An 18767-nucleotide genomic window follows, 5' to 3' on the forward strand; every position below is an offset into this window, starting at 1 on the left:
CGTGCCTGACCCCATCGTTGTCCTGCCCCGCACCGGCATCGGCATTGACGTCCATGCCTACGCACCGGAAGATGCGCCGCGGCAGTTGTGGCTCGGAGGGCTCCTCTGGGAGGGTGAACGCGGCCTCGCCGGGCACTCCGATGGCGACCCCGTTGCCCACGCGGCTGCCGACGCGCTCTTTTCGGCGGCCGGTATCGGTGACCTTGGTACACATTTCGGAACCAGCAGGCCCGAATTCGCCGGCGCCTCCGGAGTTACCCTGCTCGCCGAGGCGGCACGGATCGTCAGGGCAGCAGGTTTCGAGATCGGCAACGTCGCCGTCCAGTTCGTTGCCAACGAGCCGAAGTTCGGCCCCCGGCGGGAAGAATCGCAAAGGGTACTCAGCGAAGCCGCCGGCGCACCTATCAGCGTCACGGCAACCACCAGCGACGGCCTGGGCTTCCCCGGCCGCGGAGAAGGTATCTCTGCGGTGGCCACAGCGCTGGTGTATCCGAGACCCTCCGGCGCCATCGGCTAATCTGGAGCGGTGACCCTGCGCTTCTATGACACCGCCTCCGCCGAAGTCCGGAACTTCGTCCCTCTCGTTGAGGGCAAGGCCAGCCTCTACTACTGCGGGGCCACCGTGCAGGGCATGCCCCACGTGGGCCATATCCGTTCAGCCATTGCCTTCGACCAGCTCACCCGCTGGTTGACCTACCGGGGGCTCCGGGTCACGGTGGTCAGGAATGTCACCGACATCGATGACAAGATCCTCGCCAAATCCGAGGCTTCATTCGCGGCAGGTTTTACGCCGGAGGCCGGCGAAGTGCCCCAGGAAGAGTGGTGGGCCCTCGCGTACCGCTACGAGCAGGAGTTCCTGAAGGCATACGACACGCTTGGCGTCTCGCGGCCAACCTACGAGCCCCGCGCCACCGGCCACATCCCGGAGATGCATGCCCTCATCCAGCAATTGATCGACCGCGGGCACGCCTACCCCGCGCTGGACGAGTCCGGTGACGTGTACTTTGACGTCCGTTCCTGGAGCAAATACGGCGCGCTCACCCGGCAGAACATCGACGACATGCAGGCGGCCCCCGATGCTGATCCGCGGGGCAAGAGGGACCCCCGCGACTTTGCGCTGTGGAAGGGATCCAAGGACGGCGAGCCGGCCACCGCGAGCTGGGCTTCCCCCTGGGGCGCCGGCCGTCCGGGCTGGCACCTGGAATGCTCCGCGATGGTCACCAAGTACCTCGGCACCGAGTTCGACATCCATGGCGGCGGGCTGGACCTGAGGTTCCCGCACCATGAAAACGAGCTGGCCCAGTCCCAGGCCGCCGGCCACGCGTTCGCCAATTTCTGGATGCACAACGGCATGGTCACCTACCAGGGCGAAAAGATGTCCAAATCGATCGGGAACACCATCAGCCCGGCCGAGATGCTGGAACTGGCGTCGCCCCGGGTGGTCCGCTACTACCTCGGCCAGGCACATTACCGCTCCCTCCTGGACTACCGTCCCACGTCGCTGCAGGAGGCTGCCGCCGCCGTCGAACGTATTGACAGTTTCCTGGCAAAGGCCTCCGCCCGCTTCGGTGAAGCCTCAGGCGATGCTTCTGGTGACTTCGGCTCATCCGCCGTTGCTGTCCGCACCTTCTCGGAGGCCCTGGACGACGACCTTAACGTGCCGCGTGCCCTGGCGGCCCTCCACGAGACGGTCCGTGCCGGGAACACCGCCCTCGCCGAAGGTGAGGACGACGCCGCCCGCCAGGCGCTGTCCGCCGTGGCAACGATGACGGAGGTGCTCGGGCTCAACGCCGTCGCGGGAACCGATGCCGTCAGCAGCAAGGAAGCAACAGCGCTGGAGGTCCTGGTCCAGGCGCAGCTGGAAGCGCGTGCCGCGGCGCGGGCCGAAAAAGACTGGACCGCCTCGGACGCGATCCGGGACACACTGGCCGCAGCCGGCGTCGTCGTGGAGGATGGCCCGGACGGTGCGGGCTGGAGCCTGAAGCGGGACTGAGCTGGCAGTTTCAGCGCAGGCAATTCCAGCGGGTCGGGCGATTTTACTTGGTTCAGTAGACTGGTAGGCAGAGTCAGTCAGCACAATCAAGGGTGGAACATCATGGCCAACAATGGTCGCCGATCGGTTAAAGCGAAGAAGGGCCCAACCATCGGAACCGGTGGCCATGGCCGCAAGGCCCTCGAAGGCAAGGGCCCCACGCCCAAGGCGGAGGACCGCCCGTACCATAAAGCCCACAAGTCCAAGCAGCTCGCGGAGCGCTCAGCCGCCAAGCGCAGCACAGGCGCACGCAGCGCCGGTGCAGCAAAGTCCGGCCCCAAGGGACGGGCTACGGAGGAAGTGGTCACGGGCCGGAACTCCGTGGTTGAAGCGCTGCGGGCCGGCATTCCCGCCAAGGCCCTGCACATTGCCATCCGCATCGAAATGGATGACCGGGTCAAGGAATCCCTGAAGCTCGCCGCCGAACGCGGCATTCCGCTGCTGGAGACCGGCAAACCGGAACTGGACCGGATGACGGACGACGCCGTGCACCAGGGCCTGGTCCTGCAGATCCCGCCGTACGACTACCAGGACGCCTACGAGCTCGCCGAAGAAACGGTGGAGAGTTGGAAGAAGGGGCACGTCGCCAACGCGCCGCTCTTCGTGGCGCTGGACGGCATCACCGATCCCCGAAACCTGGGTGCCATCATCCGCTCCGTGTCCGCCTTCAGTGGCCACGGCGTGATTGTCCCCGAACGCCGCTCTGTGGGCGTCACCGCCTCAGCATGGAAAACCAGCGCCGGGGCAGCGGTCAGGGTCCCCGTGGCACGCGCGTCCAACCTCAACAGTGCGTTGAAGCAGTTCAAGAACATGGGCATCTTTGTCCTGGGCCTTGACGGAGACGGCGATGTGTCCCTTCCCGAGCTCACCCTCGCCACCGAGCCGGTGTGCATCGTGGTGGGCTCGGAAGGCAAAGGCCTCAGCCGCCTCGTCCGGGAGAACTGCGACCAGATCGTTTCGATTCCCATCGACTCGGCCATGGAATCTCTCAACGCCTCCATGGCAGTGGGCATCTCGCTGTACGAGATATCACGCCAGCGCAAGGCAAAGTAACCGCGTCACAACAACAAAGTTTGTTTCCAGGCCTGCCTGTGCGCGAATGTGACGCACAGGCAGGCGATGTGCCCTCGGCGGCTAAGATTTAGGGGATGGTCATGCCGCTCTTCGACACTGCTTCCACCACGGATGCCTCAACGGCCCTTCCACTTGGTGTGACTGTTTCGCGCCCAGATGCCGCGGCTCCAGCCGGTGCTGGTCCCCGTCCGGGCGCGCGGGCCAATGTATCCTGCTACGCCCCGGGCGTGCGGAGCCTGGAGATCGTCTACAAAGCACCAGGCCGGGACTGGCGCGTGCAGGCGCTGCCCAATCTGAACCACGGCGTCCACCACGGGATCGTGGACAACCTGCCCTACGGCTCGCGGTACGGGTTCCGGCCGGCGCTACCGGAGCAGTCCCTGCCGCTTGCCGTGCCTGCGCAGAACGTTAATGGCGACGGCGGCCAGCCGCTGCTCCTGGACCCGTACGGCCGGGCAGTGGACCAGAGCGACGGATTCCTGAGCAGCGTCCGGGTAGCCGGTGACTACAACTGGGAATCAGATTCGCGGCTTCGCCTGGAATGGCGCGACACCATCATCTACGAGGCCCACGTCCGGGGGCAAAGCATGCTCCACCCGGACCTGCCCCGGGAACTGCGCGGCACCTACGCCGGCATGGCACACCCGGCCGTTATCGAACACTTCAAGAGCCTGGGCATTACGGCGGTTCAGCTGTTGCCCCTGCACTTCCACCTTGACGAACCGCACCTGCAGGACCTGGGCCTGACCAACTACTGGGGGTACAACACCGCGGCCTTTTTCGCCCCGCATCCCGGCTATGCCACCAGAGCGGCACAGGAAGCGGGCCCGCAGGCGGTCCAGGATGAGTTCAAGGGAATGGTCAAAGCGCTCCACGCCGCTGGCCTGGAAGTCATCCTCGACGTCGTTTACAACCACACTGCAGAAGGCGGGCCGGACGGGCAAACCCTGAGCTTCCGCGGGCTGGGGGAGGACAAGTACTACCGGACCGACGGGCACGGCAAGTACGCGGACACCACCGGCTGCGGTAACAGCCTGAACTTTGCCGAGCCCCAGGTGGTCCAGCTGGTGCTCGATTCCCTTCGCTACTGGGTAGACGAGTTCCACATTGACGGCTTCCGCTTTGACCTCGCCGTGACCCTCTGCCGCAACGATGCCAATGAGTTTGACCCCGGGCACCCGTTTTTGGTTGCCGTTGCTGCGGACCCCGTCCTCTCCGACGTAAAGCTGATTGCCGAACCCTGGGACATCGGTTACGGCGGCTGGCAGACCGGGCGTTTCCCGTCCGGCTGGGCAGACTGGAACGACCACTTCCGTGACGCCGTGCGCACCTTCTGGCTGGCCGACCGCGCTTCCCTTGAATCCGGCGGGCAGGGCGGCACGGTGGCCAAGCTCGCAGACGTAGTGTCCGGTTCCGCAGCCCTGTTTGCCGGGTCCGGCCGCTCCAGGCTGGCATCCGTCAACTACATCACGGCCCATGACGGCTTTACCCTCAACGACCTCGTCTCCTACGACCGCAAGCACAACGAAGCCAACGGTGAGCAGAACCGGGACGGCCACGGCGACAACCGCAGCTACAACCACGGCTTCGAGGGCCCCACCGAGGACGGCAAGATCCTGGCCAGGCGCGCCCAGTCCCGCCGCAACCTGATGGCCTCGTTGTTGATTTCCCTGGGCGTCCCAATGATTACCGCCGGAGACGAGCTGGCCCGGACCCAGCAGGGTAACAACAACGCCTACTGCCAGGACAACGCCATCGCCTGGCTGGACTGGACCAGGACCCCGGAGTCCTCCGAGATGCTTCGGAGCACCAAACGGTACATCCGCCTTCGCAAGGAGTTCCTCGCCGCGCAGCCGCGCGATTTCCCGGTCCGCGATGAGCAGTCCTACCTGTACTGGTTCGACCACGCCGGGCAGCCCATGTCCATGGAACGCTGGAACGATCCGCAGCACCGCGTGATCCAACTCCTGCTCGGCTCGGACGACGGGACACTGGCCGGCCTGGTGGTGGTGAACGGCAGCACTTCCGACGTTCAGATCACGCTGCCCCGGACCGTCACCGATGGTGCTCTGCACACGAAGTTCGAGCTGCGGCTGACCACCACACCGCAGCACGAGCTCCGCCAGGGCAGCCGGGTGCTATCGGGGGAGCGGGACCTCGTGGAGGCGAACTCCATCAACATCTACCGCACCTGATGCACCGGGGAACAACATAATGCGCCACCGCAAAATTCTGCCCTTGCTGCTGACTGCGCTCGTGGTACTGGGACTGATCGCGTTCGGCGGCACCGGTATCCTGGGCCAACTGGCGGAAAGTACGACGACGGAGGCCGGGGCCAGTGCCACGCCCCGCCCGGGTGCCGCAACAGGCCCCCCTGCAGCCGGTTCCCCTGCTGCCGCCCCGGGGAAGGCAGCTGCCACCCCCGGAGCGCAGGCGCCGGAAAACCCGTCAGGGCTGCCGGAAGTGCGGGAGTCGGCCTTGCCCGGTGAAGCCCGTCGGACCCTCAACCTCATCCGCGCCGGTGGACCGTACCGATACAGCCAGGACGACCAGACCTTCTGGAACTTCGAACGGATCCTGCCGCGGCGGGACAGGGGCTACTACCGGGAATATACGGTGCCCACACCGGGAGAATCAGACCGGGGAGCGCGGCGCATCGTTGCGGGCGACGGCGGCGAGAAATACTACACCGATGACCACTACGAGACGTTCCGATTCATAGCAGAAGGCAGCTAGTCAATAATGAAGATCTACTCCGGCGACACCTGGACCCTGGAAGAACTGCAGGAACAGGTGGCCGACGCCGGCCGCCGTAGCCTGGTGGTTCCCGCAGCCGACAGCAAGAGGGCCGTCCTTGAAACCTTTGGCGAGGTCCTAAGCTTTCCCGAACACTACGCCGTCAACCTTGACGCCCTGAACGATTCCCTGCATGACTTCGCGGACAGCATCACGGACAACGGCAACGCGCCGGTCACCGTGCTCTGGCAAGTGGCCGCGCCTTTTCGGGCCGACAGGTCCTTCGGCGTCATTTGCGAGATCCTGCAGGACGCTGAGCGCTACGCCGGGAAAGACCTCTCCGTCACAGCCGTCCTGCTCTGACAAGTGGCGCTGCCCCTAGGACCGTTCTTCCTGGCCGGTGTAAGTTTCCAGCAGGTCCAGGGCCCGGCCGCTGCCTTCCTCCTCTCCGAGGGCCTTGCGCATGCTTTCCGCTTTCTCACGGCCTCCCGGGAAGGGCGGCAGGAGGGGAACCTCCGGGTCGGTCAGCACTTCGATGACCACCGGGCGGTCAGCGGCCAGCGCCCGCTCCCAGGCATCGCCAAGAAGCTCCGGATCGTCCACCCGTATGCCGGTCAATCCCAGCAGGTCGGCGTAGCCCGCGAACGGAAAGTCCGGAAGTTCCTGGCTGTCCCGGAACCGCGGCTCGCCCTCGGACTCCCGCTGCTCCCACGTCACTTCGGCGAGCTCCCGGTTGTTGAAGACGCAGACGACGAACCGCGGGTCCTCCCACTGCCGCCACCGGTGCGCCACCGTCACCAGCTCGGCGATTCCGGCCATCTGCATGGCGCCGTCCCCGGACAACGCCACCAGCGGCCGGTCGGGGCGGGCAAGCTTGGCAGCAATACCATAGGGGATGGAGCAGCCCATGCTGGCCAGCGTCCCTGACAGGTGGGCCGGTACCCCCTGCGGAAGTACCAGCTGGCGGGCATACCAGTAAACGCAGCTGCCAACGTCGATGCTCAACTGGGCGTCAGCCGGCAGCCTGCCGTTGAGCTCCCGCACCACCCTTTCCGGGTTGACCGGGTTGGCTGTTACCGCGGCGCGTTCTTCGGCAAGGGCACGCCAGCGCGTGACTTCCTTCTCGACGTCCTCCCGCCACTGCCCGCGCTGCCGCTGGTTGAGCCGCGAACCAAGGGCCCGGAGGGCGCTTGCCGCGTCCCCTGCCAGTCCCACCTCCACGGGGTACCGGTTGCCGATCTTCCGCTCGTCGATATCGATCTGGACAGCCCGGGCGGCTCCGGGTGGTGGATAGAACTCGGTCCAGGGATCATTCGAGCCGACGATCAGCAGCGCGTCGCAGTTGCCCAGCAGGTGCGCGCTGGCGGTGGTGCCCAGATGTCCCATGGTTCCCACGGCGAAGGGCAAGGTTTCGTCCACGTAGGGCTTGCCGAGGAGGCTCGTGGCAATGCCCGCCCCCAGCTGTTCCGCGACGGCCACCACTTCCTGGCCGGCATGTCTGGCGCCCTGGCCAACCAGCAGCGCCACCCGTTGAGCGTTGTTGAGGATGGCAGCAGCAGCGTCCAGGTCTTCCCCGCGCGGTGTTTTGGCGGAGGTGCTCCAGGACGGCGCGGTGACCACCACGCCATGTTCCTGTTTCAGTTCGGGCGCGGGCGCGGACTGGATGTCATGCGGCAGGATCACCACGCATGGCGAGGACGTCGCCTTTGCCGTGCGGAAGGCGCGGTCCAGGACCATGGGAAGCTGCTCGGGGGCGTTGACCTGCTGCACGAACTGGGCTGCGACGTCCTTGAAAAGGCCGGTCAGTTCAATTTCCTGCATGTAGGCCGAGCCCAGCACCGTCCTGCTCTGTTGCCCCACAATGGCTACTACAGGCACGCCGTCGAGTTTGGCGTCGTAAAGACCGTTGAGGAGGTGGACGGCGCCCGGACCCTGGGTGGACGTCACCACGCCCACGCCGCCGGTGTACTTGGCATGCCCCACCGCCATAAAGGCGGCGTTTTCCTCGTGCCGGGCCTGTACGAATTCGACCCGGCCCCCGGCACGGCGCAGGGCCCCCATGAAACCGTTGATCCCGTCCCCGCTGTACCCGAACACGCGGTTGACGCCCCAGGTCGTGAGCCGCTCCACGATCAGGTCTGCCACTGTACGGTCGTTCACGGAATCCTCCTGCAGTGGTTAGGGGCCCTGCCTGTTATGCGTTAACGATCAGGCCCAGCTCGGCCTTGGACGCCAGCGCATCGTGCCGCGGCAGCACCCGGACGGTGTAGCCGAAGGATCCCGAGCGGTCGATCATCAGGGAACCGCTGAAGAGGTGGCGGCCGCTGCCCAGGTCTTCCTGGACCTTCAGCTCCACCACGGTGATGTCCGTGAGTGTGTCGCTTTCCTCGGCCCTGCCGTACGCGACTTCCACGCTGACATCTTCCGGGGTGAGGCTGTTCAGTGCCACGTAGGCATTGACCTGGAGCGTGTCACCGATCTGCGGATCCTCGGCGACCCCCACCGAGTCCACGTGCTCCACGTGCACCTGCGGCCAGGCGGCACGGACCTTGGCGGTCCAGGCTGCCAGACTGCGGGCCTGGGAGTAGGAGTTGGCACCGGCAGCCCGGCCCGCTTCCGCGGCGGGGCGGTAGAGGATGTTCACGTAGTCACGCAGCATCCGCTCGGCCGAAACTGCCGGGCCGAGGTGTGAAAGCGTGTGCTTGATCATCGACACCCAGTGCGTTGGCACCTTCTCGGTGCCCGAGGTGGACGGCCCGGCTGCTCCGGCTCCTTCCGAAACTGTGCTGCCGTAGAACCGCGGGGCAACCTGTGTCTCAAGGAGCTCGTAGAGCGCGGCGGCCTCGATATCGTCGCGTTCCTCGGGGGACGCGTCGTTATTGGCCGTCGGAATTGCCCAGCCGTTCTCGCCGTCGTACATCTCATCCCACCAGCCGTCCAGGACGGACAGGTTCAGCGAACCGTTCAGCGCGGCCTTCATGCCGGACGTCCCGCAGGCCTCAAGCGGCCGGAGCGGATTGTTCAGCCACACATCGCAGCCCGGGAACAGCGTCCGGGCCATCGCGATGTCGTAGTTGGGCAGGAAGACAATGCGGTGGCGGACCTCCGGGTCATCGGTGAAGCGCACCAGGTCCTGGATCATCTTCTTCCCGGCGTCGTCCGCGGGGTGGGACTTGCCGGCGATCACCAGCTGGATCGGGTGCTCCTTGTGCAGGAGCAGTGCCTTGAGCCGGTCCGGCTCGCGCAGCATCAGGGTGAGGCGCTTGTAGGTGGGCACGCGGCGGGCGAACCCGATGGTCAGAACGTCCGGGTCCAACACCCTGTCCGTCCAGCGCAGCTCGGCGTCGGCCGCGCCGCGCTTCTTCCACGCAGCCCGAAGCCTGCGGCGGACATCGTCAACCAGGGCGCTCCGCATTTGCCGGCGCAGCTCCCACACGTCGGCGTCGCTGACGTTGTAGGCGAGGTCCCAGCGACCCAGCGCTTCAGCCTCGCTGCCGAACTGGTCACGGGCCAGCTTGGAGATGCGGCTGTCCACCCACGTGGGCACGTGCACACCGTTGGTCACCGAGGTGATGGGCACTTCGGAGTGGTCGAAGCCCGGCCACAGCGCGGAGAACATCCCACGGGACACTTCGCCATGGAGCTTGGCCACGCCGTTGGCCCGCTGCGCCAGCCGCAGGCCCATCACGGCCATGTTGAAGACGGACGGGTTGCCGTCTGCGTAATTCTCGCGGCCCAGCTCCAGGATCCGGTCCACGGGCACAGCCGGAGCGAGCCCCGCCTGGAAGAAGTGGTGGATCTGGGAAATTTCAAACCTGTCGATGCCGGCAGGCACCGGTGTATGCGTGGTGAAAACGGTGGAGGCACGGCCTGCGGCCAAAGCCTCATCAAACGTCAGCGCCTCGTCACCGGACATCAGTTCCTGGATGCGCTCAATGCCCAGGAAGCCGGCGTGGCCTTCGTTGGTGTGGAACACCTCGGGGGCGCCGGTCCCGGTGAGCTTCTGGAAGGCGCGCAGCGCCTTGACCCCGCCCATGCCGAGCAGCAGTTCCTGCTGCAGGCGGTGGTCTCCGCCGCCGCCGTAAAGGCGGTCAGTAATGCTGCGGGCGGCTTCGTCGTTGCCCGGGACGTTCGAGTCCAGGAGCAGCAGAGGGACGCGTCCGACGTCCGCGCGCCAGATGTGTGCCAGCAGCCGGCGGTGGTTGGGCAGCGGCAGGGAGATCTGCAGCGGCCGGCCATTGCCGTCGCGGGAAGGCTCACGGAGCAAAGTGAGCGGCAGGCCGTCCGGGTCCAGGACAGGATAGGTTTCCTGCTGCCAGGCGTCCCTGGACAGCGACTGCTTGAAGTACCCGGCCTGGTAGAGCAGGCCCACGCCGATCAGGGGCACGCCCAGGTCCGAGGCCGCCTTGAGGTGGTCACCGGCCAGGATGCCCAGGCCGCCGGAGTACTGGGGGAGGACTTCGGTGATACCGAATTCGGGGGAGAAGTAGGCAATGGACGCCGGCGCATCCGGGCCCAGGCTTTGGTACCAGCGGGGCTCCTCGAGGTACCGGTCAAGGTCCTCCTCGGCGGCGCGGACGCGTTCCACTACGGACTGGTCTGCCGCCAGCTGCTGGAACTCTTCCCGGCTCACCAGGCCAAGGAAACCCACCGGGTCCTCGCCGCTCTCCACCCAAAGCCGGGGGTTCAAACCGGCAAAAAGCTCCCGCGTGGGCCGGTGCCAGGACCAGCGCAAATTACTCGCCAGCCGGGCGAGCGGCCTGATCGGTTCGGGGAGGACTGTACGGACCGTAAATCTGCGGATTGCCTTCACCTGCGTCACACTAACCGACAACATGGGCAGCCGGAACCAGCATCGGGTTTCTTTTGGGTAAATGACAGTTGGCAGGGAGGAAATGACACGGGCCGCAATGAAAATAGTGCGCAGGCTTAGCATTCCGGGTCATTTCTCGCTAACGTCGAGCCTGTGACGACTAACTCAGAAACCATTGCCGCATCGAAGAAAAAGCCGCTGGGCGCCATCACGGACGGCCTCCGGTTTGGACGTTTCCCCATCACGGCCGTGCAGCCGGTGGTGGAGGGTGGAAAGTTTCCAGCCAAGGCGCTGCCTGGCGAGGGGATCGTAGTGGGTGCCACCGCGTTCCGGGAAGGGCATGACCAGTTGGGGGTTAGTGCCGTGCTCCTGGATCCGGCGGGCCAGGAACGCCAGCGCGTCAGGCTCGCACCGCCGCGCGGGGTCCGCGGCATGGGCACGGACCGCTGGGAAGGCGTCCTCACGCCGTCGGACACCGGCAACTGGTCCTTCGTCATCGAAGCCTGGCACGACCGCTACGGCACGTGGCACCACAACGCGGAAGTAAAGGTGGAAGCGGGCATCGACGTCGAGCTGATGCTCGCCGAGGGTGCCGTGTTGCTGAATGAAGCAGCCGACGACGACTCCCGCAGCGAGGCGGACCGGGCCGCCCTGCGCGGTGCCGCCAACACGCTGGCGGACTCCTCCCTCACCGCGGAAGAGCGCCTCGCCGCCGGTTTCAGCCAGGAAGTGGCCGGCATCGTGGCGCGCCAGCCAATCCGCGAACTGGTGACAGTCTCCCAGCAGTACCCGCTGCTGGTTGAGCGGGACCGGGCCGGCCGCGGCGCCTGGTACGAGTTCTTCCCGCGTTCCGAAGGTGCAGTCCGTGACCACAACACGGGCGCCTGGACCTCCGGAAACTTCCGCACGGCGGCGCAACGCCTCGATGCCGTTGCCGCGATGGGCTTTGACGTCATTTACATGCCGCCCATCCACCCGATCGGTGTCCAGCACCGCAAGGGACCCAACAACACGCTGATTGCAGGGCCCAACGATCCCGGTTCGCCCTGGGCAATCGGCGCCAAGGAGGGCGGCCACGACGCCATCCATCCTGACCTTGGCACCTTTGATGACTTTGACGCCTTCGTGGCAAGGGCCAACGAACTCGGCCTGGAAGTAGCTCTGGACCTGGCCCTGCAGGCTGCCCCGGACCACCCCTGGGTCCAGTCCAATCCAGAGTGGTTCACCACCAGGGTTGACGGCAGTATTGCCTATGCGGAAAACCCGCCGAAGAAGTACCAGGACATTTATCCGCTGAATTTCGATAATGACCCCGAGGGCCTCTCAAACGAAATTCTCCGTATTGTCCTGCTCTGGGTCAGCCACGGCGTGAAGATTTTCCGCGTGGATAACCCGCACACCAAGCCCGTGTGGTTCTGGGAATGGCTCATCGCGCAGGTTAATAAGGAAGTTGCCGGCGTCGTTTTCCTCGCCGAGGCCTTCACGCGCCCTGCCATGATGCACGCGCTGGGCCGCGCGGGCTTCCAGCAGTCCTACACCTACTTCACCTGGCGGAACACCAAGAAGGAAATCGAGCAGTACTTCCACGAGGTCAGCCATGAGTCCCCGGCCTTCTTCCGGCCCAACTTCTTTGTGAATACCCCGGACATCCTCACGGAATACCTGCAGTTCGGCGGTCCGGCCGCGTTCAAGATCCGGGCAGTCCTGGCCTCCACGGCAAGCCCGCTGTGGGGCGTCTACGCCGGCTATGAGCTGTACGAGCATGTTGCCCGCCCCGGTGCCGAGGAATACATCGACAACGAGAAGTTCGAATACAAGGCGCGGGACTGGGACGCAGCAGCACAGTCCGGGCGGACACTTGCCCCCTACATCACCCGGTTGAACGAACTGCGGCACACACACCCGGCGCTGCAGGACCTGCAGAACCTGACTGTGCACCACAGCACTGACGATTCCACCGTGGTGTACTCCAAGCACAAGACCCTCGCCGATGGTTCCAAGGACACCATCATCGTGGTGGTCAACGTGGATCCGCACGTCACCAAGGAATGCAGCGTCGCTCTGGACCTGGCCGCCCTTGAACTGGACCCCCAGGACCTCACTGGGAACGGCGGCTTCCACGTGGATGACCTCATCTCCGGTGAAAGCTGGGAGTGGGGCGAGTTCAACTACGTCCGCCTCGATCCGCACGTTGAGCCCGCACACATCCTCAGCGTGAGGAGAACGCATCAGTGAGTTTTAACCCGCAAAGTTCGGGCCAGCATTTCACGCCGAAGAGCACCTTCGAACTGAATGCGCCGGGCCTGCAGCACGATCCGCTGTGGTACCGGAAGGCCGTGTTCTACGAGGTCCTCGTCAGAGCTTTTGCGGACGCCAACGGTGACGGCTCGGGAGATTTCTCGGGCCTCATCGACAGGCTTGACTACCTGCAGTGGCTGGGCGTGGACTGCCTCTGGCTGCCGCCGTTCTTCCAGTCCCCGCTGCGCGACGGCGGCTACGACATCTCGGACTACAACTCAGTCCTGGACGAGTTCGGCACCATAACCGACTTCAAGCGGCTGGTTGCCGAGGCCCATGCCAGGGGGGTCCGGGTCATCATCGACCTTCCCCTGAACCACACCTCGGACCAGCACCCCTGGTTCCAGGAATCGAGGAAGGATCCGGACGGGCCCTTCGGCGACTTTTACGTGTGGAGCGACACTGACGAGAAGTACCAGGATGCCCGCATCATTTTCGTGGACACCGAGGAATCGAACTGGACCTTCGACCCCATCCGCCGGCAGTTCTTCTGGCACCGGTTCTTCAGCCACCAGCCCGACCTGAATTTTGAGAACCCCAAGGTTATCGACGCCCTCTTCGACGTGGTGCGGTTCTGGCTGGACCAGGGCATTGACGGGTTCCGCGCCGATGCCATTCCCTACCTCTTCGAGGAGGAGGGAACCAACTGCGAGAACCTGCCCGCCACCCATGACTTCCTCCGGAAGCTCCGCGCCATGGTGGATGAAAGCTACCCCGGCCGCGTAATCATTGCCGAGGCCAATCAGCCGCCCAACGAGGTGGTGGAGTACTTCGGGACGGATGAGGAACCGGAATGCCACATGGCCTTCCACTTCCCGATCATGCCCCGGCTTTACTACGCGCTCCGGGACCAAAAGGCCGCGCCCATCATCGAGACGATGCAGGACACGCCTGACATTCCCGACGGCGCCCAGTGGGGTACGTTCCTGCGGAACCACGACGAGCTCACCCTTGAGATGGTGACCGCCGATGAGCGGGCGGCGATGTTGGGATGGTACGCACCGGACCCCCGGATGCGGGCCAACATCGGTATCCGCCGGCGGCTCGCGCCCCTGCTGGACAACTCCCGCGCCGAGATCGAACTGATCAATGCCCTGCTGCTGTCGCTTCCGGGCAGCCCGTTCCTGTACTACGGGGACGAGATCGGCATGGGGGACAACATCTGGCTGGAAGACCGCGACGCTGTCCGGACCCCCATGCAGTGGAACCCCGACCGGAACGCGGGCTTTTCAAACGCGGACCCGGGCAAGCTCTACCTGCCGGTCATCCAGTCGCTGGTTTACAACTACAACATGGCAAACGTTGAGGCCGAGGCCGCCCACTCGGGGTCCCTCCTGCGCTGGACACGGCAGATCCTCACCGTCCGCAAGAACCACCCCGCCTTCGGCCTCGGTGCCTTCAAGCATGTTGAGGCCGACCACGACGCCGTGCTGGCTTACCTCCGGGAGCTGCCCGGAGGTAACTCCGCCGGTGTGGACGGCGAATCCATCCTGTGTGCCTTCAACCTCTCGCAGCATCCAGTGGCCGCCAGGCTTCGCATCCCCGATTACGGCGGGCGCGGTCTTCGTGACGTGTTTGGCGGCCAGCCGTTTCCCGGCATCAACGAGGACGGGACGCTGACGCTGACCCTAGGCAGCCACGATTTCTTCTGGCTGAGGATCCGGTCGGCAGCGTCCAATCCTTCGTCCCCCTATACGCAGGCAATGCCGATCCTCTCGATTGAGAACTGACACATGAACCAGCCCATCCTTACTCCTGCCCTTACCGCCTTGCTTCAGGAATGGCTTCCGAAGCAACGTTGGTTCCCCGTGAAGTCGCCCGGCTTCGAGCTGTCCCAAGCCGGCAGCCTGGGCCTGGAAGATCCTTCCGGCCATGCCGCACTCGCAGTGTTCCTCCTGAAAGTGACCAGCAAGGGAGCCGGTGCCGGACGCCGCACCGACGTGATCCAGGTTCCCTTGAGCTTCCGGCCGGCGCCGGCTGCAGGGATGGAACGGGCGCTGGTGGGGGAGGCCGCCGGCATGGATCCGTCGCGGCCATGGGTTTACGACGCTGTGCACGATCCCGATTTTGTTGGCGGCTGGCTTGAGCTGATGCGTGGCGGGGAAAAGGCCCCCAGCGGCACGGCCACCGGCTTCCGCACCCCGGGTAACCACCGTTTGCCCACCGCCCACGGAGTGGTAAAGGTCCTTTCCGGAGAGCAGTCCAACACTTCAGTAATTGTGGACGACGGCGAATCGGCCGCCATCGTGAAATTCTTCCGTGTCCTGTCGGACGGGACCAACCCCGAGGTTGAGGTCGGCGCCGCCCTGACGTCGGCCGGCACCGCTGAAGTGCCGGCAACCCTGGGCTGGGTCCGCGGCGAATGGCTGACGCACGGCGGTTCCTCCTCCGACGGGCCGGGCTCCGGCTCGCGGTACGTCCAGGGAGAGCTTGCGGTGGCACATGAGTTCCTGGCCGGCGGACGGGACGCCTGGCGGCTCGCTGTTGACGCGGCCCGGTCCGGGACGGATTTCACGGCCGAGGCACGCGCCCTGGGTGCTGCCACGGCAACAGTCCACCGCCGCCTCGCCGAAGCGCTCGGGCAAACAGCGGAAGCTGAACCCGGAAAGGCGGTTGCCCCTGCAGTAGCCAAGCGCGTCCGGCAGGCCTGGGCGGAAGCCGCCTCCGCCGTCGGCCCCTACGACGCAGCGCTGGACGAACTCCTGAACGGGCTTGACGCTGTGCCCACCGGTCCGCTCCAGCGGATCCATGGTGATCTCCACCTTGGCCAGATCCTCCAGGTTCCCGGGCAGGCCGGAAACGCCCCGCGGTGGGCGATCCTCGACTTCGAAGGTGAACCGCTGCGCCCCATCGCGGAACGGAACGTTCCCGATGTTCCCCTCCGGGACGTCGTTGGCATGCTCCGTTCCTTCGATTACGCCGCGGGAGCAGCGCAGCGCGAGCAGGAGGGCGCGCAGGTGCCGGACTCCTGGGTTGATGACTGCGCCGAAGCGTTCCTTGCCGGTTATGCGGCTGTCACCCCGGGTACGGTCAACAGGGAATCACCGCTGTTTGTGGCATTGTGGCTGGATAAGGCCCTGTACGAAGTAGTTTATGAAATGCGTAACAGGCCGGACTGGCTGGCGATCCCAGTGAAGGCCGCCAGGCGGCTCCTCAGCGGTAAGGGCGTCGGCGACAACGCCGGGGCAGCATCGGAAGGTAGTGAAATGACAGGCTCAGCACGAACGGACCGTCCGGGGGTGCCGCTGCACGTGGATGCGGGCACCCTGGGCAGGATCGCGAACGGCGAACACCACGCCCCCCATTCCATTCTGGGCGCACACCTGGACGACTACGGGCACGTCACTATCCGCACGGTGAAGCATTTGGCCGAAGCTGTCACCGTCATCACCGCGGCCGGCGAAATTCCCATGGAGCATGAGGCCCACGGGGTGTGGGTGGCTGTGCTGGACCCGCTGCAGCAAGGGCACGTCCCGGACTACCGGCTGGCCGTCACCTACCCGGGTGCTGAACCGGTTACCGTGGACGAGCCCTACCGCTACCTGCCCACCGTTGGTGAAGTGGACCTGCACCTCATCGGTGAAGGCCGGCACGAAAAACTCTGGGAAGTACTGGGCGCCCATGTCCAGCATTACAAGTCCTCCCTGGGGGATGTGGATGGTGTGTCCTTCGCCGTGTGGGCGCCCAACGCCCAGGCTGTCCGCGTCATTGGCGACTTCAATGGCTGGGACGGCCGCGAAAACTCGCTCCGCTCCCTGGGCTCCTCCGGAGTGTGGGAGATCTTCATTCCCGGTGTTGTAGCAGGGGCGTGCTACAAGTTCGAAATCAGGACCAAGTCGGGCCACTGGGTGGAGAAGGCAGATCCGCTGGCCTTCGGCACCGAAGTTCCCCCGTTGACGGCGTCCAGGGTCGTTGAACCCTCGTACGCCTTCAAGGACGACGAATGGATGGCGGCCCGTGCCAAACGGGATCCGCACAACTCCGCCATGAGCGTTTACGAAGTCCACCTTGGTTCATGGAAGCTGGGACTCGGCTACCGGGAACTCGCCAAGGAGCTCGTGGACTACGTCAAGTGGCTCGGGTTCACCCACGTCGAATTCATGCCGGTGGCCGAGCACCCCTTCGGTGGGTCCTGGGGTTACCAGGTCACTTCGTACTTCGCGCCCACCTCCCGGTTCGGCCACCCTGACGAGTTCCGGTACCTGGTGGACGCCCTCCACCAGGCCGGTATCGGCGTCCTGCTGGACTGGGTGCCGGCACACTTCCCCAAGGACGCCTGGGCCCTGGCCCAGTTCGACGGCGAGCCCCTGTACGAGCACGCTGATCCGGCCCTGGGTGAGCACCCGGACTGGGGAACGCTGATCTTCGACTTCGGCCGCACCGAGGTCCGCAACTTCCTCGTGGCCAACGCCCTGTACTGGCTGGATGAGTTCCACATCGACGGCCTGCGCGTGGACGCCGTCGCCTCAATGCTGTACCTGGACTACTCCCGGGAAGAAGGGCAATGGCGGCCCAACCGCTTTGGCGGCAGGGAAAACCTGGAAGCCATCTCCTTCCTCCAGGAAGTCAATGCAACTGTCTATAAGACGCACCCCGGTGCTGTCATGATCGCTGAAGAATCAACGGCGTTCCCCGGTGTTACCGCACCCACCAGCAACGGCGGCCTGGGCTTTGGCCTGAAGTGGAACATGGGCTGGATGCACGACTCCCTGAAGTACGCCTCCGAGGAGCCCATCAACCGCAAGTGGCACCACGGCACGGTGACGTTCTCCCTGGTTTACGCGTTCACGGAAAACTTCCTGCTCCCCATCAGCCATGACGAAGTAGTGCACGGCAAGGGTTCCATGCTCCGCAAGATGCCCGGTGACCGTTGGCAGCAGTTGGCCAACCTGCGTGCCTTCTTTGCCTACCAGTGGGCACACCCGGGCAAGCAGCTCATCTTTATGGGTACCGAGTTCGGCCAGGAAGCGGAGTGGTCCGAACAGCACGGGCTGGACTGGTGGCTCGCCGACATCCCCGCGCACAAGGGACTGCAGCTGCTGACCAAGGACCTTAACGAGCTCTACGCATCCACCCCTGCTCTGTACGAACGCGACAACGAGCCTGGCGGTTTCCAGTGGATCAACGGGGGAGACGCAGAACGGAACGTCCTGTCGTTCATCCGCTGGGACAAGGATGGCAACCCTTTGGTCTGCGCCATCAACTTCTCCGGAGCGCCGCACGCCGGCTACACCCTGGGAGTGCCGGAGGCTGGTGCTTGGACTGAAGTCCTCAACACCGACGCCACGACGTACGGCGGTTCCGGTGTACTGAACAACGGGGAACTGAAGGCAACGGACGAGGGCCAGGACGGACAGCCGGCCACCCTGAGCGTCACACTGCCGCCGCTTGGTGCTGCGTACTTCAAGCCGGCGGGGTCAGCCGCCAACTGACCGCCAGCCCTGTGAAAGGCCCGGGATCCCCGCGATCCCGGGCTTTTTCGTGGCCTGCGGTGCTGGTCAGGAATGAGCTTCACTGCCGGGTTGGCCATCCGGGCACAGTGGTGGTAGAGTTTATTTCCGCGCTGCTCCACGGAGTCAGACGGAAAAACCGACAATCAAGCCTTCGGGTGTGGATCGTCGCAGACGCCGGTTTGACAAGTGAGAAGCCAGCGGGTAAGTTTGAAAAGTTGCTCCGGAGCGATCCACATGGCGTGTTGTTGTGGTGGTGGTGCCGGGTGTGTCTGTTGTTTGAGAACTCAATAGTGTGCCAAGTTTGTTGATACCGATTGTTTTTTGATTGGTTGAATTGACCGGGCTGTCCGCCCCTGTGGGT

General features: G+C 65.0%; 12 protein-coding genes. 9 read left to right on the plus strand and 3 right to left on the minus strand.

Features of this window, described 5'->3' with window-relative positions:
• Window position 1: 1 nt before the first annotated feature.
• The 6 genes from ispF (at window position 2) to AC5RTE_RS07585 (ending at window position 6205) form a co-directional block, all read left to right on the plus strand.
• A complete protein-coding gene (gene ispF / locus AC5RTE_RS07560; protein ID WP_494040761.1) occupies window positions 2-517 on the plus strand; it encodes a 2-C-methyl-D-erythritol 2,4-cyclodiphosphate synthase in 516 nt (171 codons plus the stop codon).
• 9 nt (window positions 518-526) lie between these two features.
• Entirely contained in the window at window positions 527-1993 is a 1467-nt protein-coding gene (gene cysS, locus AC5RTE_RS07565; protein WP_494040762.1) for a cysteine--tRNA ligase, read from the plus strand.
• A gap of 102 nt (window positions 1994-2095) precedes the next feature.
• Window positions 2096-3085, plus strand: a complete 990-nt coding sequence (gene rlmB, locus AC5RTE_RS07570; protein ID WP_494040763.1) for a 23S rRNA (guanosine(2251)-2'-O)-methyltransferase RlmB — start codon at window positions 2096-2098, stop codon at window positions 3083-3085.
• Between the two features lie 95 nt (window positions 3086-3180).
• Window positions 3181-5301, plus strand: coding sequence for a glycogen debranching protein GlgX (gene glgX / locus AC5RTE_RS07575; RefSeq protein ID WP_494040764.1), 2121 nt, complete (start codon window positions 3181-3183; stop codon window positions 5299-5301).
• Between the two features lie 19 nt (window positions 5302-5320).
• Window positions 5321-5842, plus strand: a complete 522-nt coding sequence (locus AC5RTE_RS07580) for a guanyl-specific ribonuclease (protein WP_494040765.1) — start codon at window positions 5321-5323, stop codon at window positions 5840-5842.
• A gap of 6 nt (window positions 5843-5848) precedes the next feature.
• Window positions 5849-6205, plus strand: coding sequence for a barstar family protein (locus tag AC5RTE_RS07585; protein ID WP_494040766.1), 357 nt, complete (start codon window positions 5849-5851; stop codon window positions 6203-6205).
• A gap of 15 nt (window positions 6206-6220) precedes the next feature.
• Here the strand turns inward: AC5RTE_RS07585 and AC5RTE_RS07590 are convergent, their stop codons facing one another.
• Both AC5RTE_RS07590 and glgP read right to left on the minus strand, forming a co-directional pair.
• The gene (locus tag AC5RTE_RS07590) at window positions 6221-8002 is read right to left on the minus strand and encodes a thiamine pyrophosphate-requiring protein (protein WP_494040767.1); all 1782 of its coding nucleotides are present in this window, start codon (window positions 8000-8002) and stop codon (window positions 6221-6223) included.
• Between the two features lie 34 nt (window positions 8003-8036).
• Complete coding sequence (gene glgP / locus AC5RTE_RS07595) at window positions 8037-10655, minus strand: alpha-glucan family phosphorylase (protein ID WP_494040768.1); 2619 nt, start codon at window positions 10653-10655, stop codon at window positions 8037-8039.
• Window positions 10656-10808: 153 nt separating this feature from the next.
• On the opposite strand from glgP, the gene AC5RTE_RS07600 reads away from it, so the two are divergent.
• From AC5RTE_RS07600 to AC5RTE_RS07610, 3 genes are read left to right on the plus strand one after another with little or no spacing between them, the layout of a single operon-like run.
• Window positions 10809-12890, plus strand: coding sequence for an alpha-1,4-glucan--maltose-1-phosphate maltosyltransferase (locus tag AC5RTE_RS07600; protein ID WP_494040769.1), 2082 nt, complete (start codon window positions 10809-10811; stop codon window positions 12888-12890).
• Complete coding sequence (gene treS, locus AC5RTE_RS07605; RefSeq protein WP_494040770.1) at window positions 12887-14683, plus strand: maltose alpha-D-glucosyltransferase; 1797 nt, start codon at window positions 12887-12889, stop codon at window positions 14681-14683. Before AC5RTE_RS07600 ends, treS begins: the two co-directional genes overlap by 4 nt.
• 3 nt (window positions 14684-14686) lie before the next feature.
• Complete coding sequence (locus AC5RTE_RS07610) at window positions 14687-18385, plus strand: 1,4-alpha-glucan branching enzyme (protein WP_494040771.1); 3699 nt, start codon at window positions 14687-14689, stop codon at window positions 18383-18385.
• Window positions 18386-18529: 144 nt separating this feature from the next.
• On the opposite strand, the gene AC5RTE_RS07615 is transcribed toward AC5RTE_RS07610, so the two are convergent.
• The coding region (locus AC5RTE_RS07615) for a hypothetical protein (protein WP_494040772.1) at window positions 18530-18767 on the minus strand (238 nt) is incomplete at its 5' end.

This window comes from Arthrobacter sp. K41 (assembly GCF_059089645.1).

Bases quoted from the DNA above. Each gene is read 5' to 3' on its own strand.
- AC5RTE_RS07580 (WP_494040765.1), top strand. From the start codon at position 5,321: ATGCGCCACCGCAAAATTCTGCCCTTGCTGCTGACTGCGCTCGTGGTA.
- AC5RTE_RS07585 (WP_494040766.1), top strand. From the start codon at position 5,849: ATGAAGATCTACTCCGGCGACACCTGGACCCTGGAAGAACTGCAGGAA.
- glgX (WP_494040764.1), top strand. From the start codon at position 3,181: ATGGTCATGCCGCTCTTCGACACTGCTTCCACCACGGATGCCTCAACG.
- AC5RTE_RS07610 (WP_494040771.1), top strand. From the start codon at position 14,687: ATGAACCAGCCCATCCTTACTCCTGCCCTTACCGCCTTGCTTCAGGAA.
- rlmB (WP_494040763.1), top strand. From the start codon at position 2,096: ATGGCCAACAATGGTCGCCGATCGGTTAAAGCGAAGAAGGGCCCAACC.